This is a genomic window from Camelimonas sp. FR25, assembly GCF_059740505.1.
The window spans coordinates 152,099-177,989 of the sequence record NZ_JCAWFG010000017.1 but is presented as its reverse complement, the minus strand read 5'-3'; the positions used below and the strand labels follow the sequence as shown (position 1 = coordinate 177,989).

Genomic DNA, 25,891 nt, shown 5'->3' with positions numbered 1-25,891 from the left:
GGCGCGGCGGGTTTCTCCCTGGCTCCGTCCGGGACGCTACTGTGCGCAGAGCCACGCGCCGCGCCATGGATGTCCAGCTGTTGAGGGGGCGGCGTCTGGTCTGTCCGGGCGTCCTCACCATGTGGCAGGGGGGCGGCCAGAGCCTCAGGCGCATCGGCCTTGCGCGGGTGGACCCCATGGCGACCGGCGCCTGACGCAGGAACCCCATCATGGCCAGCGGCTGGGCCAGGGGCTGTGGTCTTGCGGATTTCCTGGGGCTCGGTCATTCACGCCCTTTCATGAGGTGAAAAGAGCAGCTATGTGTGTCAGTCGGCGTATGAGCCAGGGGGATGACATGTCACCGCTGGCGCTACGTCAGCGGTAGATCGGAAATACGTCATCAGTCGGGCGCGAGATCCGGCGATCACGCCAATTGACGCTACAGATTCAGCCGCATTTACGGTTAATGCAACGTAAACGCCGGCAGACTGCAGCGACAGTCACGCTTTCGGCGCCTTGCGCCCGGGCCGGTCGCGCTGGCCCGTCGACAGGCTGGCGACAGGTTGGCGGCGGCGCTGGGGCGGCCAGGTTGATGACAACGGCGGCGTGCGGCGCGCCGCTGTTTTGGCGGAATATCAGGATCAGGAGCGCCTGGTCGCCTTGCTGCAGCCACGCTCCTCCCGTTCAACGAGCTGGCGGTCCCCCGCCTTGCGGCGTCACAGTCCAGGAACTTTCATGACAACGCACACCATCTTCAAGGGAGCTTTCACCGCCCTCGTGACGCCGTTCGGCGCCGATGGGGAGCTCGATGAAGGGGCCTTCCGCGCGCACGTTGACTGGCAGATCGCCAATGGCATCCACGGCCTTGTGCCGGTCGGCACCACGGGCGAGAGCCCGACGTTGTCCCATGACGAGCATCGCCAGGTGGTCGAGTGGTGCATCAAGGAGGCGGCCGGGCGGGCGCCTGTCATGGCGGGTGCTGGCTCAAACAACACCCGCGAGGCCATTGAGCTGGCCCAGCACGCCGAGCAGGCGGGCGCGGACGCCGTGCTGGTGGTGACGCCCTATTACAACAAGCCCTCGCAGGAGGGCCTGTACCAGCATTTCAAGGCGATCAACGACGCCATCGGCATTCCGATTTTCATCTACAACATTCCTGGCCGCTCGATCATCGACATGTCGATCGACACCATGAAGCGTCTGTATGAGCTGAAGAATATCGTCGGCGTCAAGGACGCCACCGCCAACATCACCCGCATCTCGATGCAGCGGCTGGCGCTCGGTGAGGACTTCATCCAGCTGTCCGGCGAAGACGGCACCTGCCTCGGCTTCATGGCCCATGGCGGCCATGGCTGCATCTCGGTGACGTCGAATGTGGCGCCGGCCCTGTACAGCGCCTTCCAGAAGGCGTGTCTGGCGGGCGACTATGCCCAGGCCCTCGCGCTGAATGACCGCCTGATGCCGCTCAACATGCATCTGTTCTGCGAGCCCAGCCCGGCGCCGGCCAAGTTTGCGCTGGCCGAACTGGGCCGCATGGGCGAACATGTCCGCCTGCCAATCGTCCCGATGTCAGAGGCTGGTCGCGCCACGGTGCGCGCCGCCATGGCGCATGCGGGCCTCGTGGAGAACGCCTGAGCATGGCGGCGAAGAAAGAGGACAACAAAAAGGTCGTCGCTGACAACCGCAAGGCCCGCTTTAACTACGCGATCCTCGAGACCGTGGAGGCCGGCATCGCCTTGACCGGCACCGAGGTCAAGTCGCTGCGCACGGGCAAGGCGACCATCGGCGAGTCCTATGCCGGCCCGTCTGGCAACGAGCTGTTCCTCTTCAACGCTTACATTCCCGAATATCTGCAGGCCAATCGCTTCAACCACGAGCCGAAGCGGCCACGCCGTCTTCTGCTGCATGCCCGCCAGATCAGCAAGATGATCGGCGGCGTGCAGCGCGACGGCTACACCATCGTGCCGTTGCGGGTGTATTTTAACGAGAAGGGCATGGCCAAGGTCGAGCTGGCCATGGCGCGCGGCAAGAACGCCGCCGACAAGCGCGAGGCCGTGAAGAAGCGCGAGTGGGATCGCGAGAAGTCGCGAATTTTGCGCGACAAGGGGTGATGTGACGCCGTGTTGTGACGGGTCGGATCGCTGGTCACTGGTGTCGATGCGGGATGCCGAAAACGTAAGCCGCCCTGCGAGGGGCGGCTTTGTTGTTTCGGCAGCGGGTTGCATGAGGGAGTGGGATTGTGGGCTGGCGACAGGCGGGCGTTGCAAGCTGAGCTTGGGTGAGACGTGGATGGTCGGGTCAAGCCCGACCATGTCGACGCTGGAGGTGTGGCGTGCGCTCGCTTGCGCGGCTGGCCAGTGGCGCTGAGACGACCAGCTGGCAGGCGATGTTCGCCTGAGGCGGCAGTGGCTGGCGCAGTGGCTGGCGGCAGCGGCCGGCGGCAGTGGCTGGCAGTGGGATGGCTGCGCAGGCGCGATCTGCCTCAAACATGCCAGCCTGATAGGCGCCGATCAGGCGCCAGGCTGGACCTCAGCTTCGGGCGTTCAGCTGTCGACTTCTTCTTCACCGGCCTGGCGGATGCCATAGCGCGCTTGCAGGTTGCGTGGGCGCTCTTCGGTGGGGCGCTCGAAGCGGTCGCCGCGTGGCGGACGCTCGGAGGCCTCGCGGCCGACCCGGGCGGCGAGATTGGCCAGATCGACGAATTCGTCAGCCTGGCGGCGCAGTTCGTCGGCGACCATCGGCGGCTGGGTGACGATGGACGACACCACGGTGACGCGCAGGCCACGGCGCTGCAGCGCGTTGACCAGCGAACGGAAGTCGCCATCGCCGGAGAACAGCACGACGCGGTCGAGATAAGGGGCCATGTCGAGGGCGTCGATCGCCAGCTCGATGTCCATATTGCCCTTCACCTTGCGGCGGCCCGTGGAGTCGATGAATTCCTTGGCCGGCTTGGTGACGACGCGAAAACCGTTGTAGTCGAGCCAGTCAACCAGCGGGCGCAGCGAAGAATATTCCTGGTCGTCGATCATCGCCGTATAGTAATAGGCGCGCACAAGTGTGCCTTGCGCATTGAATTCCTTCAACAAACGCTTGTAGTCGATTTCGAAACCAAGGTTGCGGGCGGTGGCGTGCAAATTGGCGCCATCAATAAACAGGGCGATGCGATCACGGTTGCTCATGGCGCCTCAAAATATTGTGCAGGCAGGAGCGCCTGTAGGGAAATCAAATCGCGGAATATGCGGCTACTGTTGCTTCAAGCATTAGCGGAAACACAAGGGTACGACAACAGGCGTTTACACTGGCGCTGCGCGCGCCATACCCTGCACGGGACTGCAGCGCCACGCGCAGATTGCCCGGAGGCGCATATGTTCCGCGCCACTTGAGCCCGCGCGCTGCGCTGTTGCGCGCAGCTTGCGGGCGCGGATCACGGGCTTGCACAGGACGGGAGGAGCAGGGAGGCGCCGCAACGTCAGCTGACGATGCACCGGCGCGCAACCGCCGCCATGACGCGTGGGCGGCGGTCGATATGGTCGGCGACGGCTCAGAGCAGGATGCGAAGCATGTGTCGCATCCACATCCTGACATGCTCAGGCGCCGCACGGGCTTCACCGAAAGCCGATGACGTCATGCCCATCGGGTTGGGGCATCAGGCCTTCAGGCCACGGCTGCCGGGCTTGATGGCGGGCAGGGCGGCCAGCTCGGGCGGCAGCTGGTCAGCCGGATAGGCGGGGACCTCGAAGGCGGCCAGCGACACCAGCGGCGCGCCGATGTCGACCTTGCCGCCGGAGCGGTCGATCAGGCAGGCTGCGCCCACCACATTGGCCGAATAGCGGGCGATGGCGGCGAGGCACTCGCGCGACGACAGGCCGGTGGTGATGATGTCCTCGACCATCAGCACGCGGGCGTTCTCAGGGATCTCAAAGCCGCGACGCAGTTCGAACTGGCCCTCAACGCGCTCAACGAAGATCGCCTTGGCGCCGAGATGCCGGGCGGTCTCATAGCCCGGCACGATGCCGCCGACGGCAGGCGACACCACCACGTCGATCTTGCCGAACGCCGCTTCAGCCTTCTGCGCCAGGGCGCGGCAGACTTTCTCGGTGCGGGCCGGATCCTGGAAGATAAACATTTTCTGGATGAACATCGGGCTGCGCAGCCCCGATGACAGAATGAAGTGACCCTCAAGCAGGGCGCCGGCGTCGCGGAATTCCGCGAGAGTTTCTTCCTGGTTCATGGACCTTGCACCTGTTGGCGGCTGCCGCGTCACTCGGTGACGCGCTCGACATTGGTGACGACGCGCTTGGCGCGCAGCTCGGCGATGATGTTGTTGAGGTGTTTAAGGTCCCACACCGACAAATCAACCGTGACATTGGTGAAGTCCGCCGTCGGGCGCACCATGGCGACATTGTCGATGTTGCCATCGTGGTCGGCGATCACCTGGGTGATCTGCGCGAGGCTGCCTGGCTCGTTGATCGACTTCATGCGGATGCGGGCCGGATAGCGCTGGCGATAGCGCGTCTCGGTATCCCAGCGCACGTCGATCCAGCGCTCTGGTTCGTTCTCGAAGTCAGCAAGAGCCGGCGACTGGATCGGATAGATGGTGACGCCTTCGCCGGGGGTGAAAATGCCGATAATGCGGTCGCCGGGCACGGCGCCGCCGCCAGGGGCGAAGCGCACCGGCAGATCCTTGCCGGCTCCGCGGATCGGCAGCGCCTGGGGATTTTCACCGCCCACCGGCAGCTGCAGCTTCACGGTGCTGTCGGATTTGAGATCGAACCAGCCCGCCATCGACGGCGCGTCAGGCGAGACGCGGCTGTCGTCCTGGTAGTCGGGATAGATCGCCTTGACCACATCGCCAGAATAGATCTCGCCGCGACCGACCGCCGCCAGCGCATCCTCTACGGAAGGGCGGGCGAGGCGGGGCAAGGCGGCGCGCAGCTTGTCGTCGTCAAACGCCTTGCCGGCGCGTTCAAACGCCCGCTCAAGGATCTGGTGACCGAGGCCGGCGTATTGCTTGCGCACGGCGCTGCGCGAGGCGCGGCGGATGGCGGCGCGGGCCTTGCCGGTGACGACAAGGCTCTCCCACGCCGCTGGCGGCGTCTGGCCATTGGCGCGGACGATGTCGACCTCATCGCCGTTCTGCAATTCCGACAGCAGCGGCGCCACCCGGCCATTGATCTTCACGCCGACGGCGCTGTCGCCCACGTCGGTGTGCACGGCGTAAGCGAAATCGATCGGCGTTGCGCCGCGCGGCAGGGCGATCAGGCGACCCTTGGGGGTGAAGCAGAACACCTGGTCGTGGAACAGCTCCAGCCGTGTATGTTCGAGGAACTCCTCCGGGCTGTCGCCTTCGGCCAGCAGATCGACAGTGCGCTTCAGCCAGCGATAGGCGCGGCTTTCCGAGGCGAGGGCCCCGGTGCTGTCGATGCCCTCCTTGTACAGGGCGTGGGCGGCGATGCCGAGCTCGGCGACGCTATCCATCTCGGCGGTGCGAATCTGCAGCTCGACGCGCTGGTGGCCGGGGCCGACCACCGTGGTGTGAATCGAGCGGTAGTCATTCTGCTTCGGCGTCGAGATGTAGTCCTTGTAGCGCCCTGGCACCATTGGCCAGGTGGTCTGCACCACGCCAAGCGCCCGGTAACAGTCGGACACCGAATTGACGATGACGCGAAAGCCGAAGATGTCGGACAATTGTTCGAAGCCGACTGATTTGCGCTCCATCTTGCGGAAGATGGAATAGGGGCTCTTGGCCCGGCCCTTGACCGTGGCCTCCACCCCCTCGGCCGCCAGCCGGTCGCGCAAATCGCCTTCAATCTGCTGGATCAGCGCGCCATTGCGACCGACCATCTCCTCAAGCCGGCGGGTGATGGTCTGTTGCGCCTCGCCATTGAGGTGGTGGAACGACAGCTCCTCCAGCTCCTGGCGCATTTCCTGGATACCCATGCGGCCAGCCAGCGGCGCATAGATGTCGAGGGTCTCCTGGGCGATGCGCTGGCGCTTGTGCGGCGGCACGAATTCCAGCGTCCGCATGTTGTGCAGCCGGTCGGCGAGCTTGACCAGCAACACGCGCACATCGGCGGCGATGGCCAGCAGCAGCTTGCGGAAATTCTCGCCCTGCTGCGCCTTGCGCGACACGAAATCGAGCTTCTTGATCTTGGTCAGGCCGTCGACCAGGGCCCCAATCTCCGGGCCAAACAGCCGGTCGATCTCCTCGCGGGTGGCGTCTGTGTCCTCGATGACGTCGTGCAGGATGGCGGCGACAATGGTCGCGTCATCCAGCTTCATGTCGCAAAGAATGGCGGCGACGGCGAGCGGATGGTTGAAATAGGGATCGCCAGAAGCGCGGACCTGGCTGCCATGGGCGCGCATGGCGTAGACATAGGCGCGGTCAAGCAGCGCTTCATCAGCCTGCGGGTCATAGCTCTTGACCCGCTCCACCAGCTCATACTGACGCATGAAGGGCTTGCGCGCCGGACGCGGCGGCGCGGGCGCGGCCTCTGGTTGCGGGGCGAGAGCGGCGGGCAGCGCGGCGGGTGGGGCGGCGTCAACTGGCGGGGCGGCGTCGGTCTTCACGCCAGCATGGCGGCCAGACGCCTTCTCATCCGCATGCTTCTTGCCAGCCGGCTTATCAGCAGACTCGCCAGCCGACTTGCCAGCGGTCTTGTCCGCGGGCTGGCCGGCTACTCCGGTTACTGGCCCATTGGCCTGCGCGGGGCCATCGCCTGGCAGGCCGGCGGCTGGCTTGTGGCGGTCGTCGGGCGTCTGCGGCCTGCGCCGCGCGTCATTGTCTGTGCCTGTCTGCTTCGCCACTGTCGCGCACCTGGTCCGCCCGTAGCCTGGGGCGCCCCGTAGCCCGCCCATCGCCACCGCATGTTGTCGTCTGCGCGCCCCGCGATGCAGCCGCTGCTGACGCAACGACGCCCGGAGATGGCGGATCACGGGCCGGTGCTGCAGCGGACGCGCGTCAAGGCGCTGGTCAATCCCTCATAGATCAGACTGTTTAAAGGTTAATCACCTGGCTGGTCCCCGGCCACAAAAACGTGTCGAATGTCACCAAAATGCGACGGCCATGTGGAGGTTGCTGCGGCAGCACAGGCAAATGTGTGGCGAGAACCAGCGGGCGATCGCGCAAAGCCAGCGCAAAGCCGGCGCGAAAACCGGCGCAGGTCGGGGCGGTCGGGCATCCTGGAGGGGGCGTTCTCCCAGCCCTCGCGGCCTGGCCCATGTCCGCCCAAAGCCTTTCGCCAAACGCAAAAAAGCCCGGCCGCAAGGCCAGGCTTTTCGCAAAATGTGCCGCGAGGCGAGATGCGCCGCCGACGTCAGTCGGCGCGCCGATCAGCCCTCGTCGTCGTCGGTCTGGGCCGGCGGCACCAGGCCGTCGAGACCGCGCAGCAGGTCTTCCTCGCTCATGCGATCGAATTCCTGCAGATCGTCGTCGCTGCGGGCGCTGACCGAGGAGCCGATCGAGGCGCGGCTCGGCACGGCGTCCTCTTCCGGCTCGTCCACTTCCACATGCTTTTGCATGGAGTGGATCAGATCTTCCTTAAGGTCATCCACAGAGATCGTCTCATCAGCGATCTCGCGCAGCGCCACGACCGGATTTTTGTCACGGTCGCGCTCGATGGTCAGCGGCGATCCGGACGAGATCATGCGCGCGCGGTAGCCGGCGAGCAGGACCAGTTCGAAACGGTTATTTACCTTGTCGATGCAGTCTTCGACAGTGACGCGAGCCATTAAGGGCTCCCTTCAAAGGATCTGAATGGTGCGGAATCACGTCCAGATACACGCTGGCGCCCGACGACGCAAGCTTTCCGGATGGTCAGCCACCGGTTGACTTGACAGCCAGCCGGGGCGGCGCCACTGGCCGCGACAGCCGAAAATCAACTTATCATAGCGTCTGGATGAGATTGCGCCAATATGTGGCGCTAACACGTGGCGCCTTCACGGGTAATGGTGGGCGCAACGCCCCCCGCCACACCGACGCAGCACAAGATGGAATGACCATGAAACCAGCGTTCACCTTCCCGGGGCAGGGCAGCCAGGCCGTCGGCATGGGCAAGTCGCTCGCCGACAATTTCGCCGTCTCGCGTGAGGTTTTCGCCGAGGTCGATGACGCGCTCGGCCAGCATCTGTCGAAGCTGATGTGGGAAGGGCCGGCCGATGAGCTGACGCTGACCGCCAACGCCCAGCCGGCGCTGATGGCGGTGAGCATGGCGGTGATCCGCGCCCTTGAGGCCGAGGCTGGCCTCGATCTCGCCGCTGAGGCGTCCTTTGTCGCTGGCCATTCGCTAGGTGAATATTCCGCGCTGGCCGCCGCGCGCAGCCTCACGCTGGGCGATACGGCGCGCCTTCTGCGCATTCGCGGCGACGCCATGCAGCAGGCCGTGCCCGTGGGCCAGGGCGCCATGGCGGCGTTGATCGGCCTTGAGTTCGACGAGGCCGACGCCGTGGCTCGCGAGGCGGCCCAGGGCGAGGTGTGCTCGGCGGCCAATGACAATGGCGGCGGTCAGGTGGTGATCTCCGGCGCCAAAGCGGCGGTGGAACGCGCCCTGCCGATCGCCCAAGCCCGCGGCGCCAAGCGCGCCATGCTGCTGCCGGTGTCGGCGCCCTTCCATTGCGCGCTGATGCAGCCTGCCGCCGACGCCATGGCCGAAGCCCTGGCAAAGGTCACGGTCGTGGCCCCATTGGCCCCGCTGGTCGCCAATGTCACGGCGGAAGCCGGCTCTGATCCGGAGGCGATTCGCGCCAATCTCGTGAAGCAGGTCACCGGCACCGTGCGCTGGCGCGAGTGCGTCGGCTTCATGGCCGCCCAGGGCGTCGAGACCTTCTATGAGATTGGCGCTGGCAAGGTTCTGACCGGCCTCGTCAAGCGAATCGCCAGCAATGGCAAGGGCGTCGCCGTCGGCACGGCGGATGACGTCGCAGCCTTCGTGGCGGCCCGCCAGTAAGCCCAGCCGCCGTGGCGGCGGGACGCGCCGGCGCTGCGCCAACGTCCCGGCCGCGCCGCGGCGTCCGATTTCTCACTGATCCGTCGATGGGGCGGATCAGTCCATGCTTCAGGGGAAACCAGCATGTTTGATCTGAGCGGCCGCAAGGCCCTGGTGACTGGCGCCAGCGGCGGCATTGGCGGCGCGATCGCCCGCGCCCTGCACGCCCAGGGCGCCGATGTGGCGCTGTCTGGCACCCGCCGCGAGGCGCTGGAGGCGCTGGCGGCAGACCTCGGGGCGCGCGCCCATGTGGTTCCGGCTGACCTGTCGAGCGCCGAATCGGTGGAAGCGCTGATTCCCGCCGCCGAGGCGGCCATGGGCGGCCTCGATATTCTGGTCAACAATGCCGGCGTGACGCGGGACAATCTGTTCATGCGCATGAAGGACGACGAGTGGGATCAGGTGCTCGCCGTCAATCTCACCGCCTCGTTCCGGCTGATGCGCGCCGCCACCAAGGGCATGATGCGTCGCCGCTATGGCCGCATCATCAATATCGGCTCGGTGGTTGGGACCACCGGCAACCCGGGCCAGGGCAATTACGCCGCCTCCAAGGCGGGTCTCGTCGGCATGACCAAGGCGCTGGCCGCCGAGGTCGCCAGCCGCAATATTACCGTCAATGTTATCGCGCCGGGCTTCATCACCTCGCCGATGACCGACGCCCTCAACGACAAGCAGAAAGAGGCGATCCTCACCAATGTGCCGGCAGGGCGGTTGGGCGAGGGCGGCGATGTCGCCGCAGCCGCCGTCTATCTCGCCTCGACTGAGGCCGCTTACGTCACCGGCCAGACGCTGCACGTCAACGGCGGCATGGCGATGATCTGAGGCAATGAACTGGGGGGATGCCAGCGTCGGTCCGGCGGGCGAATCGCGCCGCCGGCGCCGATGTCAGGCCGCCTGACCTGTCCGCATTTGCGGCTACACGCGCACATGTGTGCATGCGTCTCGCGGGCGATGAGCCGCTCGCATCGGCGTTTTCCTTGTGTTACCAGAGCCCGCCAGCCAGCCCCGCTCTTGACGGCGGGGGCAAAAGCAGGCTTGCAGTAGCGACGGACAACGCGCCTTGACGGACGGGACTGTTCCGACGATTAACGGGCGCCAGCGGCCGAGGCTCCTGAAGCACGCCACTCGGACATCGGGCGGCCGTACGCCATTTAGACAATGAAACGAGGACCGAACGATGAGTGACATCGCTGAACGCGTTAAGAAGATCGTTGTTGAGCATCTGGGCGTGGAAGCCGACAAGGTCGTCGACAACGCCAATTTCATTGACGACCTCGGCGCTGACAGTCTCGACACGGTCGAACTGGTCATGGCGTTTGAAGAAGAGTTCAACGTTGAAATCCCGGACGACGCCGCCGAGACCATCGTGACGGTCGGCGACGCCGTGAAGTTCCTGGAGAAGAACGCCGGCTGAGCCAGCGTTTCTTCGTCATCAGAACTGGGTGAACTTTCTGTCCGGGACGCCCGAGCGACCGGACATGGGAGGAGCCATTTGTTTCGGGGGCCTTGCGGCCCTCGAAGCATGACTGGATGGCTTGAAGCGATGTATGGGGTTGGATGCGCATGACAATGAGACGGGTGGTCGTCACGGGTCTTGGCATGGTTACGCCGCTGGGCGGCGATGTTGAGTCCACCTGGAGCAACGTGCTCGCCGGCAAGAGCGGCGCCCGGGCCATTACAGCGTTCGACGTCTCTGACATCGCCTGTCGCATCGCCTGCCAGATTCCGGTCGGCGACGGCGCTGACGGCACGTTCAATCCCGACCAGTGGATGGACCCGAAAGACCAGCGCAAGGTCGATCCGTTCATCATTTACGCCATGGCGGCGGCGCAGCAGGCGCTGACCGACGCAGGCTGGAAGCCTGAAACCCCCGACGACCAGAACGCCACCGGCGTGCTGATTGGCTCCGGCATTGGCGGCGTCGGCGGCATTTATGAAGCCGCGACCATTCTCAACGAGAAGGGGCCGCGCCGGCTGTCGCCGTTCTTCATTCCGGGCCGGCTGATCAATCTGGCTTCGGGCTATGTCTCGATCGCCCACGGCCTCAAGGGCCCCAATCATTCGGTGGTCACCGCCTGCTCGACCGGCGCGCACGCCATTGGCGACGCCGCCCGTCTGGTGGCGCTGGGCGACGCCGATGTGATGGTGGCCGGCGGCACGGAATCACCAATCAACCGCCTGTCGCTGGCTGGCTTCGCCGCCTGCCGGGCGCTGTCCACCGGTTTTAACGACGATCCGACCCGCGCCTCGCGTCCCTATGACAAGGACCGTGACGGCTTCGTCATGGGCGAGGGCGCTGGCATCGTCGTGCTGGAAGAGCTGGAGCATGCCAAGGCGCGCGGCGCCCGCATCTATGGCGAAGTCATTGGCTATGGCCTCTCCGGCGACGCGCACCACATCACCTCACCGTCGGAAGACGGCGACGGCGCCTATCGCTGCATGCGGGCGGCGCTGAAGCGCGCCGGCATCCAGGTGGCGGACATCGATTACGTCAACGCCCACGGCACCTCGACGCCGCTCGGCGACGAGATCGAGCTGCGGGCGGTCGAACGCCTCGTCGGCGACCACGCTGGCAGCATCTCGATGTCCTCGACCAAATCGTCGATTGGCCATCTGCTCGGCGCCGCTGGCGCGGTTGAGTCGATCTTCGCGCTGCTGGCCATCCGTGACCAGATCGTGCCGCCGACCCTCAACCTCGACAATCCGTCGGTTGAGACGGCGATTGACCTGACCCCGCACACGGCCCGCAAGCGCGCGATCAATGTGGCGCTGTCGAACTCCTTTGGTTTCGGCGGCACCAACGCGTCAGTGATTTTCGCCCGCCACGACGCCTGAGCCAAGCGGCGCCTTGGGCGCCGCGCTCATCAGCAGGCGGCGCTTCAGGCGCCGCGGCCACCAGGAACTGGCGCCTCAGGCGCCGGGGCCACCAGGAATCGGTGCCTCAGGCGCCGCTCTCATCGGGAGTTGACGTCCCGGGCTCCGCACGCACCGGCCGTCGGCGGCTGCGCGCTGCAATGATCGGATGTCGGCCCCTCGGAACGCCGCGCTGACCAGATTTTGGCGCATTTCCCTGTCATCCCAAATGGTGCTTGCGCTGGCAGATTCTCCGTCGGCGTGTTCCGGGCGTCGCGGCGGCAGCGGAGGGGGCAAGCGACTGAAGCAAGCGACTGGGGCAAGCGGCTTGGGCAAGCGACTGGAGCAAACCAGGCCCCAGGTTGGCTTGCCGCGAGCCGTTGGCGTCGCCACTGCCGGCTTTGCGCCAGGCGCTCTGCAGAGCTGTGGATGGCGTAGAGCTGTGGATGGCGTCTTGCGGCTCGGGCTGACGTCGGCGACAGTGTCGCCGCCTGGACGATCCCTGCTGGCGATGGGGCCAGATGGCGCCGGTGGCGACCTGCCATTCGCGAAGGCTGTGATCGCTGATCGAGGCCAGGCCCCGCTGCGTGTCGCCCCAATGGTTTTGCGCCCTCTGTCGCGCTGTCTGCGTGCTGGCCGCACGGCGCAGCTTGATTGACGCAACGTCGTAGCGCGCAGTGTCGCGGGTCCCGGCGCCACACGACGACAGCGCCTGGCGTTGTGGACGTGGCTTTGAATGGATGAGGCATGAACGACAACAGGACGTCCATCGGCAAAACGCCGCCGCCCGCTGAAAAAGGCGCGCGGGTGCGTTCGCTGAAGAGCCCGAGCGACGCGATCAAGCCCGAAGCTGTGCCGCCGCCGCCGCCGCGCAAACGCCGCGAGCGGGGCGGGTTCGTCAATTCCATGAGCAATTTCCTCACCGCTATCCTGATCGGCGCGGCGGCCATCGGCGGCGGCGCCTATGTGCTGCGCAGCGAGTTCAACGCGCCCGGCCCATTGGTGGCCGACAAGGTGGTGATCGTCCGGGGCGGCGCCCGCACCGTGGCCGATGCGCTGCAGCGCGAGGGGGTGATTTCACAGCCGACGCTGTTTTTAGCCGGCGTCTATGTCTCCGGCGCCAATGATGACGTGAAGGCAGGTGAGTATCTGTTCAAGAAGGGCTCGAGCCTGCGCGACGTCATGGAGACCCTGGTCAGCGGCAAGACCGTGCTGCACAATCTGACCGTGCCGGAAGGGCTGACCAGCGAACAGATTGTCGCCCGCTTGCGTGAGTCGGATCTGCTCACCGGCGAGGTGACGGAGACGCCGCCAGAGGGCACGCTGCTGCCGGAGACCTACAAGATCTCGCGCGGCGCCTCGCGCCAGCAGCTGCTGGATCGTATGACCCAGGACAGCAAGCGCGTCATCGCCGAGGTCTGGGGCCGACGCGTGGCTGATCTGCCGGTGAAGACGCCGCAGGAGCTGGTGACGCTGGCCTCGATCGTCGAGAAAGAGACCGGCCGCGCCGATGAGCGCACCCGCGTCGCCGGCGTCTTCGTCAACCGGCTGCAGAAGGGCATGCGGCTGCAGTCTGATCCGACCATTGTCTATGGCATCGCCGGCGGCAAGGGCACGTTGGGCCGGCCGATCTCACGCGCCGACATCACCACGCCGACGCCCTATAACACCTACACCATCAACGGTCTGCCGCCGGGCCCGATCGCCAATCCAGGCCGGGCGGCGCTTGAAGCGGTGGCCAATCCCTCGCGCACCCGCGATCTATATTTCGTCGCCGATGGCACGGGCGGCCACACCTTCTCGGAAACCCTCGACCAGCATAATCGCGGCGTGTCGCGTCTGCGCCAGATGGAGGCGGAGCGGCGGAACCAGCAGCCCGTCGCCTCCGGAGCTGAAGCCCCGGCTCAAGGTCAGAGCAATGGTCAGCCGTCTGGCGAAGCCCCCGCTGTGCCGGGCCAGGCGGGTGCGGAGCAGCAGCCCGCGCCTGGTCAGGGCGGGATCGCGCCTGCGGCCCCTGGGGCGCGTCCACGGGCGTTCGACGCTTCAGAGGGCACCAACCTTGATCCCTTGCGCAACAAGACCTGGGATTTGAACTCGCCGCAGACTGTGCCAAAAGTGCGCTGATCAGGCGCCGCGCCGGCAACTGGCGCGGGCTCGACCAGCCATGCGCCGCGATCGGGTCATCGGTCCTGATCCCAGGTTCAGAAGGTTTCGGCCGCGCCATCGCCATGGCGCGGCCCGTGTTTTTAAGCTGTGACAGAAGGGGCGTACTGGCCAATGGCGATCTCAAGCATGACCGGTTTCGCGCGCGCCGAGGGCGTCCATGGCGTGCTGTCATGGGCGTGGGAGGTGCGCAGCGTCAACGGGCGCAGCCTCGACATCCGCATGCGCACGCCGGTTGGTTATGACCGGTGCGGCGAGGCGGCGCGCAAGGCCATCACCGCCGCGGTGCGCCGCGGCGCCTGTCACGTGTCGCTCAATGTCACAAGCCTCAGCGCCGCTCCGACCGTGCGGGTCAATCTCGAGGTGGCCCGCATGGTGCTGGAGGCGTTCCGTTCGCTCGAGCGCCCTGATGACGTCGCGCCGCTGACCATGGACGCGGTGCTCGGCGTGCGCGGCGTGGTCGAGAGCGTCGAGGCCGACACGCGCCCCGATGAGGCGGTGTTCAGCGCCATCGAGGCGTCCGCGGAGGCCATGGTCGCCGCCATGGTCGCGGCCCGTGCGGCGGAAGGCGCGGTGCTGGAAGGCGTGCTGCGCGGCCAGATCAGCCGCATCGCCGAGCTAACTGCGCTGGCCGAAGCGGCCCCGGCGCGGCGGCCCGAGGCCATTCGCGCCCGCATCGAACAGCAGATCGCTTTGCTGACTGGCGCTCCGGGCAGCCTCGATCCGCAACGGTTGCATCAGGAGGCGGTGTTGCTGGCCAGCCGCGCCGATATCCGCGAAGAGCTCGACCGGCTGCGCGCCCATGGCGACGCGGTGACGGCGCTGCTCGATGAGGGCGGCGCCGTGGGGCGTCGGCTGGATTTTCTCGCCCAGGAGCTGTCGCGCGAGGCCAACACTTTGTGCGCCAAGGCCAATGACGCCAGCCTCTCCGCCATCGGGCTCGACCTGAAGACCGTGGTCGAGCAGTTCCGTGAGCAGGTTCAGAACGTCGAGTGACCCGTATGAAAGCCAATATTCCTGACGCCCCTGGCGCCCGCCGCGGCTTCATCCTGATCCTGTCGTCGCCCTCCGGGGCCGGCAAATCGACGCTGACCCGGCTGCTGTCGCAGAACCAGAGCCTCGATCTGCGCCTGTCGGTGTCGGCGACGACGCGGCAGAAGCGGCCATCAGAGATCGATCAGGTCCACTACGCTTTCATGGACCGTGAGGGCTTCGAGCAATTGCGCGACCGCGACGGCTTTCTCGAATGGGCCGAGGTGCATGGCAATTTCTACGGCACGCCGCGCGCCTCCGTGGAGAAGACCCTCAGCTCCGGCCATGATCTGGTGTTCGACATCGACTGGCAGGGCACGCTGCAGGTCGTCGACAAGATGAAGGACGATGTGGTCACGGTCTTCATCCTGCCGCCATCCATGGCCGAGCTGCGCAATCGCCTGGTGCGCCGCGCTGAGGATGCGCCAGAGGTGATCGACGCGCGGCTCAAGGCGGCGCGTGACGAGATCGCGCGCTGGGAAGCCTATGATTATGTGCTGATCAATGAAGATCTCGACGCCAGCTATAATGCGCTGCTGGCGATCATCGCCGCCGAGCGCCTCAAGCGCCGCCGCCAGACCGGGCTTGCGCCGTTCATCGACGGCCTGATGCAGGGACCGCTGCCCGGGGCTGACTGAGCCTCAACACCGACTATATGACACAGGGCGCGCCCGGCTGGCGCGCCTTTTTTGTGGGGTGAATCGCCAGGCAGCGCGCCCATGTGGCGGACACTGACTGCCAGCGTCGCCTCAAACGAGGTTGCGACTCCGCTGACGCATCGGTGAACTGCAAGGTGCCAGCGCCGCTGGTGGGTCAGCCGCCGCTTGCCTCGGCCAGCATGGCGTCGCGCTCATTGGCGAGGCGGACGAAGCCGGCGACCGGGATGGTTTCGGCGCGGGCGGTCTGCTCGATGCCGACACGGGCGAGCAAGGTGATGGGGTCGCTGACAGCGCCCTTCAGGCTCTGGCGCAGCATTTTCCGGCGCTGGCCGAAGGCGGCGTGGGTGACGGCCTCCAGCGCCGCCAGCCGGCACGGCTCAGGCGCTATGCGCGGCGTGATGCGGACGATCGACGACATCACCTTCGGCGGCGGTGTGAACGCCGACGGCGGCACATCGAACAGGATGCGCGCCTCGGTGCGCCAGCCGCACAACACGCCAAGCCGGCCGTAATCATTGGGCATGGATGGGTCGGCGATAATGCGCTCGGCCACCTCGCGCTGGAACATCAGCGTCAGCGATTCCCACGCCGGCGGCCACGCATCCGTGGTGATCCAGCCGATTAGCAAGGCGGTGCCGACATTGTAGGGCAGATTGGCGACGATGCGCACCGGGCCCGCGTCGGGCCCCGCCAGTTCAGCGAAATCCACCTTGAGGGCGTCGGCGTTGATGACGCGCAGCCGCCCGGGATAGCGGGCGGCGATCTGCTCCAGCGCTGGCAGGCAGCGGGCGTCGCGCTCAATGGCGATGACCTCGCGGGCGCCGCCAGCAAGCAGGGCACGGGTGAGCCCGCCGGGTCCCGGGCCAACCTCGATCACCGTGACGCCCTCGAGCGGGCCAGAGGAGCGGGCGATCTTGGCGGTCAGATTGAGGTCGAACAGAAAATTCTGGCCGAGCGACTTTTTCGGCTCGAGGCCATGGGCGGCGACGACGTCGCGCAGCGGGGGCAGGTCATCAATCATCGGGTGCTGTTTCTGTCAGCCATGGCGAGGCGCCCGGCGAGCCGCACGGCGGCGATCAGGCTGTCGGGGCGGGCGACGCCCGTGCCGGCGATATCGAAGGCCGTGCCATGGTCCGGCGAGGTGCGGACGATCGGCAGGCCAAGGGTGACGTTGACGCCTTCATCGAAGGCAATGGTCTTGATCGGGATCAGCGCCTGGTCGTGATACATGCACAGCGCTGCGTCATAGCTGGGGCGGGCCCGGGCGTGGAACATGGTGTCGGCAGGGAGGGGCCCGCGCGCAGACACGCCGCGCCTCATCAGCTCCGCCACTGCTGGCGCGATGATCGCCGCATCCTCCAGCCCCAGGGCGCCGCCTTCGCCGGCATGGGGGTTGAGCCCGGCGAGCGCGAGGCGCGGCTGCTCAATGCCGAAGCGACGACGCAAATCATCGGCGACGATCTGCGCGGTGTCGATGATCAATTCGGTGGTCAGTCGCCTGGGAACGTCGGCCAGCGGTATGTGGATGGTCACCGGCACGACGGCCAGTTCGTCACACCACAGCATCATCACCGGGACGGGCGCGGGCGCGTCGCCATCGCGGCAAAGCTCGGCGAGAAATTCGGTGTGACCAGGATGCCGGAAGCCAGCGTCATACAGCACGGATTTGGCGATGGGGCAGGTGACGACGCCCGCAATCTCGCCCGCCCGCGCCAGCGCCACCGCATCGGTGATCGCGGCAATCACCGCCGGAGCGTTGGCTGCGTCTGGCTGGCCGGGCACGCCCTTTGCAGGCGGGGCGTCCACCGCCAACACCGGCAGCTCATGGCCGGCACAAGCCTCCATCGCCTGCGCAGCCGCGCTGAGCACGCGCACGCCAAGCCCACGCGCCGCGGCGGCGCGACGCATCACGGCGACATCGCCGATCACGAAGAAAGGGGGGAGGTCGCGGCGACGCAACCAGGTGGCGACAGCCAGCTCGGGCCCGATTCCCGCCGGATCGCCCATGGTCATGGCCAGAGGCGCGGACAGCGCCTGCGACAGCCCATTGTGCGCATCGCGGGCGGCGGCGGCAGGCGCAGCGGCCGCCGCAGCGCCTGTCCCACTCATTGCGAGACGCCGTCGCTCGTGGAATTGCCGATCGACTGGCTCAATTGCACGGCGCCCAGCGTCGTCAGCTCAAGCCGCAGCATCACGCTCTGGTTGTTGGAGCGCACGCCGGTGGTCGGGTCGTTATAGGAGTTGGTGTAGACCACGGCGAAGGTGGTGCACTCGTCCTGGTACTGCACGCCGAACGAGGCCGAGGCCAGCGTGCCATAGGGCGCCTTGACATAGGCCTGGGGGGTGAGCGGGTTGCTCAGGAAATACTGCTGGGCGTTCTTCTGGGCGCTGAGGTCGAACAGCATGCTGCCCTGCACGCGCCAGTTCGGCGTGACATTGTACACCAGGGACGGCGCCAGACCCTGACGACGCACCGAATAGCCGAGCTGCGGCTGGGCGGCGTACTGGCCATAGGTCAGGCTGGCCGAAAGCGCCCCGAGATTGAGGCTCGACGTCAGCTCCATGCGCTTCAGCGCAAAACTTTCCTGGTCAAAGCGGCCACGCGCAGTAAACGAGAAACGGCTGTTCGGCTGCAAATGCACGCGGCCGATATAATCGGAGGCGCGCTGCTGGAGGCCTGAGTCGAGACCGGTGTTGGTGGGGTCGCGATAGCCCTCCTTAAAGGAGTTCTTGCCGGCGAGTTGCACCGACTGGCCGAACAGGGCGTCGGCATAGGCGCCGCTGTCCGTGGTGATGGCGTATTTCAGGCCGTAATTGACGCGCACGCCGCCTTCAACCCGGTCATAGCCCGAGAATCTGTTCCACTCGAACAGATTGGTGTCGTCAAACACCAGGCTCTGGGAATCCTCATTGGGCAGCTTGCCGATCCGCGCCTCATTGGGGCGGGCGACGATCTGGGCGATCGGCTCAATGGTGTGCTGCACGCCATTATTGGTGGCGGCGACGAATGGGTAGCGATACTCAAGCCCGACAGCCGGCATGACGCGGCCAAGCGCGCTCGGATCGGGATCGATGAAGCTCGGGATGTGCTGGTTCAGCGGGCCATTCAGGTCGGCGCGGGTCCACGTGCCGTCAACGCGCACCGAGGCGAACGGCGTCCAGACCTGGCCAAACGGGTCGATGAATTTGCGCTTCCACGACAGCTCAGCGCTGGCGCGCGAATAGGTCCCGGCCATGCCGCGCATGATGCAGCGGCCCTTCTCAAAGACAGTGCAGTTCGAATAATAGCCGAGCCAGTTATTGAGCATGTCCGGCGTCTGCTGGAAGAACGCCTGGTCGCGGCTCAACGAGGTGACGTTGGCGTCGATGGTCACCTGACCACCCAGCCAGGATGGGCCGTCGAAGGCCTTGTTGTAGTCGAGCACCGGGTGCACGACCGGCTGCTGCTTCTGCCAGTCGAGGCTGGACAGGCCCTTGAAATAATAAGCCCTGAGATCGAAGAAGCCCTGGTCGCCCTTGCCGGTGAGGAAGACGGTTGAGGTCGACTCGCGGAAATAGGTGGTCGACAGGCTCTCGGACTTCACCTTGTAATTGTCGAAGAACCATTTGTCCGTGACCATGGCCACGTCCCAGCCATATTGCCACTTGTCATTGATCCAGAAGCGGCCGGCGCTCTCGATCGAGCCACGGAAGTCCTTGTCGCGCGGTCCGATCGGCGACGGCAGGAAGGCGTCGCCGTCCTGCTGGAAAATGCCGGCGGCGCGCACATTGTAGCTGCCGGTCTCCAGCCGGTGGCGCCATTCGGCCTGGCCCATCACGCCCTGGCGGGTCATGAAGGTCGGCGTCAATGTCACGTCCATATTGGGCGCGATATTGATGAAATAGGGCACGGCCACGCCATAGCCGGTCGCCGAGGTGACGACGAAGCGCGGTGACAGGAAGCCGGTCTTGCGCCTGACCGTGGGATCGGGGGCCGACATGTACGGGATATAAGCCAGCGGGATGCCAGCGAACTCAATCGTGGCGTCCTCGTAATAGATCATCCGTTCTTCGTTCTTGTGGATGATCTTGGCGGCGCGCACCTGCCACAGCGGCGGACGGTCGGGCTTGTCGGCGCAGGGCTCACAAGCGGTGTAGGTGCCCTTGTCGAACACCATGGTTTCGCCAGCCGTGCGCTCGGCGCGCGGCGAGGTGAAGCGGGTGGTGACGGTCTTGCCTTCAAACTCGCCGGTGCGCTTGACGCGCAGGGAGTCGATGAACCCGTCCTTGAAATCGTCGGTCAGCTCAAACTGGTCGCCAGTGAGCACCGTGCCGTCGGTTTCAGTGATGCGGGCGTTGCCGGTGGCGAAGACGCGGCGATTGGCGCGGTCATAAGTGACGCGGTCAGCCTGCAGGGTGCGACCCTGGTAATACAGATGCACGTCGCCAACGGCGGAGACGGTGTTTTTGTCATTGTTGTAGACCAGCTCACCCGCTTCCACGAGCAGCTTGTCCTTCTCGCCCGGCTTGTTCGCCTTGGCCTGGAGGGCGTCATTGAGGGTCTGGGCCGACAGAACGCAGGGCGCCGCGCTCACGAGCAGAACTGCCGCGATGGCTCTGAGGGCGACCATGCCGATCCGTGACTTCATACTGCCGTTCCGTCTCATCCGCCTGTGGCCCGACGCCCCGGGTTCGACGGCATGCGCCGTCTGCCCCTGTCGCCTCGCGCCATAACGATCGCCGGGCGGCGATCGCGTCACATGTGTGTCCCCTTGCGGGGCGTGCGCCCCGTGCGGCTAGCCATCTTCCTGATAGAGGAGGGCGAGCACGCCGAGAAGGGCGCCGGTCACTGCCGGGAACCATGCGGCGACCGCTGTCCCCAAAATTCCCGAGCCGCCGAGATCCTGCATCAGCTGTGTCGCCACATAAAGCATGAAGCCGGCGACGACGCCACTGAGCACCATTTTGGCCACGCCACCAAAACGGAAAAACCTTAAGGAAAATGATGCCGCCACCAGCACCATCGCCACAAAAAGCATAGGCCTGGCAATAAGAACATCCAGCTGCAACTGGTAGCGCGTGGCGTCCAGTCCAGCCTTCTGCGTGCGCTCGATTATCCGCGGAAGCGCCCATAAAGGCACACTTTCCGGCGGCGTGAAGGCCTGGCGGACCTGATCTGCATCGAGCGCGCTGGGGATGCGGCGGGTGGTGAAATCCTCAGGCCTCGCCCCGGCGGAGATCACCTTGCCGTCGTCAAGCGTCCAGTAACCATGTTCGAGGATTGCGCTCTTCGCCTCGATGCGATCGCGGAAGGAGCCATCGGGTTTGAAGTTGAAAAACGTCACCCGGTTGAGACGGGTTGAGTTTTCCACCACCTGGTCGGCGCGGATGATCACCTCGCCCTCGGGCCGGCGCTCGCGCAGCCACTGCTCCTTGCCGGGCTGGAATTTCTGGCTTTTGGTGATCAGCCCGGCCTCGATCTGCGAGGCCTGCTGCTTCAGGAAAGCGGCGAGGGGATTATAGGCGGTGACGGCGACGACGCCGATGACCAGCGCGACGATGATCACCGGCTGCAGGAACTCCCAGGCCGAGACGCCAGCCGAGCGGGCGATCACCAGTTCGAGCTTGCGGCTGAGGTTGAGCAGCGTCGCCATGGCGCCGAACAGAATGGCGAAGGGCAGCACCTGCTCGGCCACCGCCGGGGTGCGAAACAGCGCCATCAGCGCCAGGATTGAGGTGGTGGCGCCAGGCGTGTCGCCTGCCCGGCGCATCAGCTCAACGAGGTCGAGCGTGTAGATCAGCGCAAACACCGTGCCGAACACGATCAGCACCGAGCGGAAGAAGTTTTTGGCGAAGTAGCGGCCGAGGGTTGGTCCGATAATCATGTCGTCGGCAGTCCTCAGGCGCGCCGCAGCGGCAGTGATGGCAGATGCGCCGCGAGGCGCGCGCGCAGGGCGTCGAGCCGGTCGGTCAGCCGGCTGACCTGCTCTTCGAAGAAGATGGCCAGCAGGGCTCCAAAGCAACCAAGCAGCGGCGCCGCGTAAATGCCGACGACGCCCGCAGGGGTGCGCACGGCCGCCGACGAGGCCAGGAAGCCGAGCACGCGGATCGCCACCACGCCGATCAGCGCCATGACCATGGCGTAGCCGCGCCCCTGGCGGGTGGTGCGCGCCTGGCCCAGCGCCGCGAAGGCGATCAGCATGAAGGCGATGGGATAGAGCGGCGCGGCGAAACGGTCATGCAATTCGGCGCGGAAGCGGCCGGCCTGCATTTTGTAATAGCCGTCCTCGGTATTGGGGTTGAGCAGATCGAAGGTCGAGCGTTCGCGCGGTTTGTAGACCACCTCGCCGCCGTCGCCGCCGAAAGCGGAGAGGTCGATGGCGTAGCGGTCGAAGGCGACGATGGAATTGTCGCCATTGCCGCCGTCCTGACGCTGGATCGAGCCATTCTCCAGCACCAGATAGCTCTGGCCGTCGAGGTCGACGGTCTGGCCACGCTGGGCGAGATAGATCGAGGTTTTGCCCTGTTCGCGGCGGTCCTGGAAGAAGATGCCCTGCAGGGTGTTTCCGGCGCGCTCGCGGTAATGGAAGGTGACGCCGCTATCCAGCGCCGTGAACTGGCCCGGCTTGACGATATTGGCGACGAAATCGGCGCGAATATTGGTGACCATGTCGCGCAGGCCCTGGAAGCTGTTGGGCATCAGCCAGATGGTCATCCAGCCGGTGACCAGCGCCACCGCCAGCGCCGCGACGGCGAAGGGCCGCAGCAGCCGGCCCGGCGACACGCCTGCGGCGCTCATCACGATCAGCTCGCTATCGCCATTGAGCTTGTTGAGGGCGTAAGTGGTGCCAATGAACAAAGCGACCGGGGCGATCACGGTGATCAGCGCAGGCAAGGACAGCGCGGTGACGGTGAAGAACACCCACAGCGTCTGGCCCTTGCCGGTGAGCAGGTCCATCTGCTTGAGGGATTCCGTAATCCAGATCACCAGCGTCAGCGCCAGCAGGCAGCTGATGAAGCCTGTGATCACGTTCCGGAAGATATAGCGTTCAATCAGCGTCATGCAGTGTGCTCTGGCCCCGGCGCAGGTCTGGCGCGACGCCTCTGCGGACGCAGCCCAGCCTGTCCAGATGAAAAATGCGGCCAGACATGCTGACCGGATGCGCTTGCCCGGACCTGGCAGGGCGGGCGTGGCCGCGCGGCGGCGACCGATATGTCATTGCTCCTAGCCTGGCGCAGCGCGCGAGGTAAGTGCGTGCATGCCACGCATGGCGCGCTTTGGCCACGGGCGCCATGCGGTCGCCGGCCCTGGCCGGTCCATGACCCTTGCCGATCAGGGGCGGCGGCGTCACGTCGTTGCGCACAACGGCGGCCAGCTTGCCTGGCGGCGTGGCTGTTTCAAGGCGGGTTGGCGGCGGCAGATGGCGGCAGACGGCTGCTGGCGGCGGTGGATGGCGACGTTTGGGCCGCGCGCAGGGCGCATAACCCTTTTGCCGGGCCAGGCGCTGCGTCGGCGCACTGTCAAATTCGCAACTGCTGTGGAATCCTCCGGCAAACGGCGTAGGGTGGCGGCGATCAGCTCCCGGCGCCAGGTCGGGATCATGGCACGCCGCGCCGCCGCAGACGAGCGGGTCCGGATAGAGGTTTTCATGAGCGAGCAAGTCAAGATTGAGTTCAGGGGCGTCGAGCCAATCGTCGGCGGCGACGTGGTGGTGTTCGTCGGCGACGACCTGCGTCTGACCCCGTTGGCCCAGGATCTGCTGGGCGCCGCAGCCCAGGCGCTGGTCACCCGCGCGGCGTCGGTGGAGCGTTTCAAGGGCAAGCCGCGTAGCGCGCTGACCGTCACCGCGCCGGCTGGCATCACGGCGGACCGTCTGGTGGTGATCGGCGTCGGCGACGAGGCGGCGCGGGCCAAAACCGATTTCACCCGGCTCGGCGGCATGGTGATGGGCAAGGTTGGCGGCGGTCGCACCGCCCATGTGGTGTTCGATCTGCCTGGCGCTGGCGCGGCGGCGGCGCCGGCGAAGGCCGGCAAGGACAAGGCTGACGGCAAGAAGGCTGGCAAAAAGGCGTCGGCGAAGGCGGCGGCCAAGGGGGCGGAAAAGGGGGCCGTAAAGACGTCGGAGGTCCCGGAGGCCGCCACGGCGTCCCAGGGGCTGTCGCAAGGCGAGGCGGCGGCGGCCTTCGCCATGGGTCTCAGCCTGCGCGCCTATCGCTTCGACCAGTACAAGACGAAGAAGAAAGACGACGATCAGGCTGACGCCACAGGCGTCTTCACCCTGATGCTCGGCGATGCCGCCGGCGCCCGCAAGGCGTGGCGCAACCATCAGGCGGTGGCCGAGGGCGTGCTGCTGGCCCGTGACCTGGTCAATGAGCCGCCGAATGTGCTGTATCCCGTGGCGTTCGCGGAACGGGCGGCGGCGCTCGGCCAGCTGGGCGTCGAGGTCGAGGTGCTCGACCAGAAGCAATTGGCCAGGCTCGGCATGCGCGCGCTGCTCGGCGTCTCCCAGGGCTCGGCCTTTGAGCCGCGCGTGGTGGTGATGCGCTGGAATGGCGGGCGCACGGGCGATGCGCCGGTGGCGTTCATCGGCAAGGGCGTCTGCTTCGATTCGGGCGGCATCTCGATCAAGCCCGCCGCCTCCATGGAGGACATGAAGGGCGACATGGGCGGCGCCGCCTGCGTCACCGGCCTGATGCGGGCCCTCGCAGGCCGCAAGGCGAAGGTCAACGCCATCGGCGTCATCGGCCTCGTGGAGAACATGCCCGACGGCGCGGCCCAGCGGCCTGGCGATATCGTCAAATCCATGTCGGGCCAGACCATCGAGATCATCAATACCGACGCCGAGGGCCGGCTGGTGCTGGCGGATATCCTCCATTACGCCAGAGAGCGCTTCAAGCCGCGGTTTATGATCGATCTGGCTACGCTGACCGGCGCCATTCTGGTGGCGCTGGCGCATGAGCACGCCGGCCTGTTCGCCAATGACGATGCGCTGGCGCAGCAGCTGGCCGCCGCAGGCGAGGCCACCGGCGAGACCGTGTGGCGCATGCCGATGGGCGATGTGTTCGACAAGATGATCGACAGCAAATTCGCCGACATGAAGAACAGCGCCGGGCGCTTCGCTGGCTCGACCACGGCGGCGCAGTTTCTCAAGCGGTTCGTCGGCGACACGCCCTGGGCGCATCTCGACATCGCTGGCGTCGCCATGGGGCCGCCGGCCAGCGACATCAACCAGTCCTGGGGTCCGGGCTGGGGCGTGCGGCTGCTCGACCGCCTCGTGGCCGACCATTACGAGAGCTGACAGGCGTGGCCTGCGCGTCGATCAGATGACTGCATCTGACGGCGCGCCAGCCATGTGATCTCGCCTGGCCCGCAGCATGGCCTGGCGAGCCATAAGCTGGATAAGCGTCAGACGCAAAAGGCGGCGGGCGGCGCTCGCCGCCGGTTGCCTGCGTCCGCGCATCGGCGCCGCCGCGTCGCCATACGCCTGCGGCTGTTGATGGTTGTTACTGTGAAAAGCACGACAATTCAGATGTTTGCCGGATTTTCCGCAACTAAACTGGCAGGCCTGGCCTGGGAGGCGTGATGGCCGAGGTGCTGTTTTACCATCTGCAGCGACAGCCGCTTGAGGCGGTGTTGCCGACGCTGCTGCTGCGCTCGCTGGAGCGCGGCTGGAAAGTGGTGGTTGAGACCGGCGAGGCCGAGCGGCTGCAGGCGCTGGACGACCATTTGTGGACCTTCTCCGACGACAGCTTTCTGCCGCACGGCGTGCAGGGCGAGGCGGATCTGGCGACGCAGCCAGTGGCGCTGGTCAGCGGCCCCGACAATCCCAATGACGCCAGCGTGCGCTTTCTGGTGCATGGCGCCCGGGCGCCCGATGCGCCGGGCGGGCTTTCGCGCATCGTTCTGATGTTCGACGGCAATGACGACATGGCGCTGGCCAATGCCCGCGAAGACTGGCGCAAGGTGAAGGCGCGGGGGCTCGACGCCACCTATTGGCAGCAGAATGACGAGGGCCGCTGGGAAAAGAAGGCCTGAGCACGCCATAGCAGTGCACGGACGCGCCCATTCGGGGATGGCGCGATGGCCAGTCTCTGGCCAGTGTCTGGCCTCACTTTCGCCCGTCGTCCAGGCTCAGACTGGGCCCGGACGCCACATAATGGGCGGGCGAAATTTTGCGCCATCCTTGGCGACAGGCGACAGGCGACAGTCGACAGGCGCCGGATGCGCCATGCCTGGCCGGA

19 protein-coding genes and 2 pseudogenes are annotated in these 25,891 nt (G+C 66.2%); 12 read left to right on the top strand and 9 right to left on the bottom strand.

The annotated features are described in order from the left end of the window. The first annotated feature begins 714 nt into the window (after positions 1 to 714). Positions 715 to 1,614 carry a 4-hydroxy-tetrahydrodipicolinate synthase gene (gene dapA, locus AC6A67_RS01765; RefSeq protein ID WP_498034801.1) on the top strand — a complete coding sequence of 300 codons (900 nt, stop codon included), beginning with the start codon at positions 715 to 717 and terminating at the stop codon, positions 1,612 to 1,614. Positions 1,615 to 1,616: 2 nt separating this feature from the next. Then, the gene (gene smpB / locus AC6A67_RS01760) at positions 1,617 to 2,090 is read left to right on the top strand and encodes an SsrA-binding protein SmpB (protein WP_498034800.1); all 474 of its coding nucleotides are present in this window, start codon (positions 1,617 to 1,619) and stop codon (positions 2,088 to 2,090) included. A 432-nt stretch (positions 2,091 to 2,522) separates the two neighbouring features. Here smpB and AC6A67_RS01755 read toward each other — a convergent pair whose 3' ends face one another. The 4 genes from AC6A67_RS01755 to rpoZ all read right to left on the bottom strand — a co-directional run bounded on the left by AC6A67_RS01755 (position 2,523) and on the right by rpoZ (position 7,710). After that, positions 2,523 to 3,158, bottom strand: a complete 636-nt coding sequence (locus AC6A67_RS01755; RefSeq protein WP_498034799.1) for a LabA-like NYN domain-containing protein — start codon at positions 3,156 to 3,158, stop codon at positions 2,523 to 2,525. A 467-nt stretch (positions 3,159 to 3,625) separates the two neighbouring features. Further along, positions 3,626 to 4,210, bottom strand: a complete 585-nt coding sequence (gene pyrE / locus AC6A67_RS01750; protein ID WP_498034798.1) for an orotate phosphoribosyltransferase — start codon at positions 4,208 to 4,210, stop codon at positions 3,626 to 3,628. A gap of 29 nt (positions 4,211 to 4,239) precedes the next feature. Then, a complete protein-coding gene (locus tag AC6A67_RS01745) occupies positions 4,240 to 6,432 on the bottom strand; it encodes a RelA/SpoT family protein (protein ID WP_498034838.1) in 2,193 nt (730 codons plus the stop codon). Positions 6,433 to 7,311: 879 nt separating this feature from the next. Then, positions 7,312 to 7,710, bottom strand: a complete 399-nt coding sequence (gene rpoZ, locus AC6A67_RS01740; RefSeq protein ID WP_498034797.1) for a DNA-directed RNA polymerase subunit omega — start codon at positions 7,708 to 7,710, stop codon at positions 7,312 to 7,314. 269 nt (positions 7,711 to 7,979) lie between these two features. On the opposite strand from rpoZ, the gene fabD reads away from it, so the two are divergent. The 7 genes from fabD (at position 7,980) to gmk (ending at position 15,649) form a co-directional block, all read left to right on the top strand. After that, positions 7,980 to 8,924 (top strand): ACP S-malonyltransferase, encoded by a 945-nt coding sequence (gene fabD, locus AC6A67_RS01735; RefSeq protein WP_498034796.1) that lies wholly within the window; start codon positions 7,980 to 7,982, stop codon positions 8,922 to 8,924. Positions 8,925 to 9,047: 123 nt separating this feature from the next. Continuing rightward, positions 9,048 to 9,785 (top strand): 3-oxoacyl-[acyl-carrier-protein] reductase, encoded by a 738-nt coding sequence (fabG, locus tag AC6A67_RS01730; protein ID WP_498034795.1) that lies wholly within the window; start codon positions 9,048 to 9,050, stop codon positions 9,783 to 9,785. A gap of 355 nt (positions 9,786 to 10,140) precedes the next feature. Next, positions 10,141 to 10,377, top strand: a complete 237-nt coding sequence (locus tag AC6A67_RS01725) for an acyl carrier protein (protein ID WP_498034794.1) — start codon at positions 10,141 to 10,143, stop codon at positions 10,375 to 10,377. 155 nt (positions 10,378 to 10,532) lie between these two features. Continuing rightward, the gene (fabF, locus tag AC6A67_RS01720; RefSeq protein ID WP_498034837.1) at positions 10,533 to 11,798 is read left to right on the top strand and encodes a beta-ketoacyl-ACP synthase II; all 1,266 of its coding nucleotides are present in this window, start codon (positions 10,533 to 10,535) and stop codon (positions 11,796 to 11,798) included. Between the two features lie 765 nt (positions 11,799 to 12,563). Next, a complete protein-coding gene (gene mltG / locus AC6A67_RS01715) occupies positions 12,564 to 13,940 on the top strand; it encodes an endolytic transglycosylase MltG (protein WP_498034793.1) in 1,377 nt (458 codons plus the stop codon). Positions 13,941 to 14,093: 153 nt separating this feature from the next. Then, positions 14,094 to 14,975 carry a YicC/YloC family endoribonuclease gene (locus tag AC6A67_RS01710; RefSeq protein WP_498034792.1) on the top strand — a complete coding sequence of 294 codons (882 nt, stop codon included), beginning with the start codon at positions 14,094 to 14,096 and terminating at the stop codon, positions 14,973 to 14,975. A 5-nt stretch (positions 14,976 to 14,980) separates the two neighbouring features. Next, a complete protein-coding gene (gene gmk / locus AC6A67_RS01705; protein WP_498034835.1) occupies positions 14,981 to 15,649 on the top strand; it encodes a guanylate kinase in 669 nt (222 codons plus the stop codon). A 175-nt stretch (positions 15,650 to 15,824) separates the two neighbouring features. Here gmk and rsmA read toward each other — a convergent pair whose 3' ends face one another. From rsmA to lptF, 5 genes are all read right to left on the bottom strand, one after another. Then, positions 15,825 to 16,691, bottom strand: coding sequence for a 16S rRNA (adenine(1518)-N(6)/adenine(1519)-N(6))-dimethyltransferase RsmA (gene rsmA / locus AC6A67_RS01700; protein WP_498034791.1), 867 nt, complete (start codon positions 16,689 to 16,691; stop codon positions 15,825 to 15,827). Then, the gene (gene pdxA / locus AC6A67_RS01695) at positions 16,688 to 17,779 is read right to left on the bottom strand and encodes a 4-hydroxythreonine-4-phosphate dehydrogenase PdxA (protein ID WP_498034790.1); all 1,092 of its coding nucleotides are present in this window, start codon (positions 17,777 to 17,779) and stop codon (positions 16,688 to 16,690) included. Before pdxA ends, rsmA begins: the two co-directional genes overlap by 4 nt. Continuing rightward, the gene (locus AC6A67_RS01690) at positions 17,776 to 20,298 is read right to left on the bottom strand and encodes an LPS-assembly protein LptD (RefSeq protein WP_498034789.1); all 2,523 of its coding nucleotides are present in this window, start codon (positions 20,296 to 20,298) and stop codon (positions 17,776 to 17,778) included. The genes pdxA and AC6A67_RS01690 overlap by 4 nt, the downstream gene beginning before the upstream one ends. A 147-nt stretch (positions 20,299 to 20,445) precedes the next feature. After that, the gene (lptG, locus tag AC6A67_RS01685; protein ID WP_498034788.1) at positions 20,446 to 21,534 is read right to left on the bottom strand and encodes an LPS export ABC transporter permease LptG; all 1,089 of its coding nucleotides are present in this window, start codon (positions 21,532 to 21,534) and stop codon (positions 20,446 to 20,448) included. A gap of 14 nt (positions 21,535 to 21,548) precedes the next feature. After that, on the bottom strand, positions 21,549 to 22,712 hold the full coding sequence (gene lptF, locus AC6A67_RS01680) for an LPS export ABC transporter permease LptF (RefSeq protein ID WP_498034787.1): 1,164 nt from the start codon (positions 22,710 to 22,712) through the stop codon (positions 21,549 to 21,551). Between the two features lie 196 nt (positions 22,713 to 22,908). Here lptF and AC6A67_RS01675 point away from each other — a divergent pair. From AC6A67_RS01675 to AC6A67_RS01665, 3 genes and pseudogenes are all read left to right on the top strand, one after another. Continuing rightward, positions 22,909 to 23,646 (top strand): annotated as a pseudogene (locus AC6A67_RS01675) (M17 family peptidase N-terminal domain-containing protein); the annotation flags it as partial. A 51-nt stretch (positions 23,647 to 23,697) separates the two neighbouring features. After that, positions 23,698 to 24,948 (top strand): annotated as a pseudogene (locus tag AC6A67_RS01670) (leucyl aminopeptidase); the annotation flags it as partial. Positions 24,949 to 25,232: 284 nt separating this feature from the next. Continuing rightward, on the top strand, positions 25,233 to 25,685 hold the full coding sequence (locus AC6A67_RS01665) for a DNA polymerase III subunit chi (protein WP_498034786.1): 453 nt from the start codon (positions 25,233 to 25,235) through the stop codon (positions 25,683 to 25,685). Positions 25,686 to 25,891 lie beyond the last annotated feature (206 nt).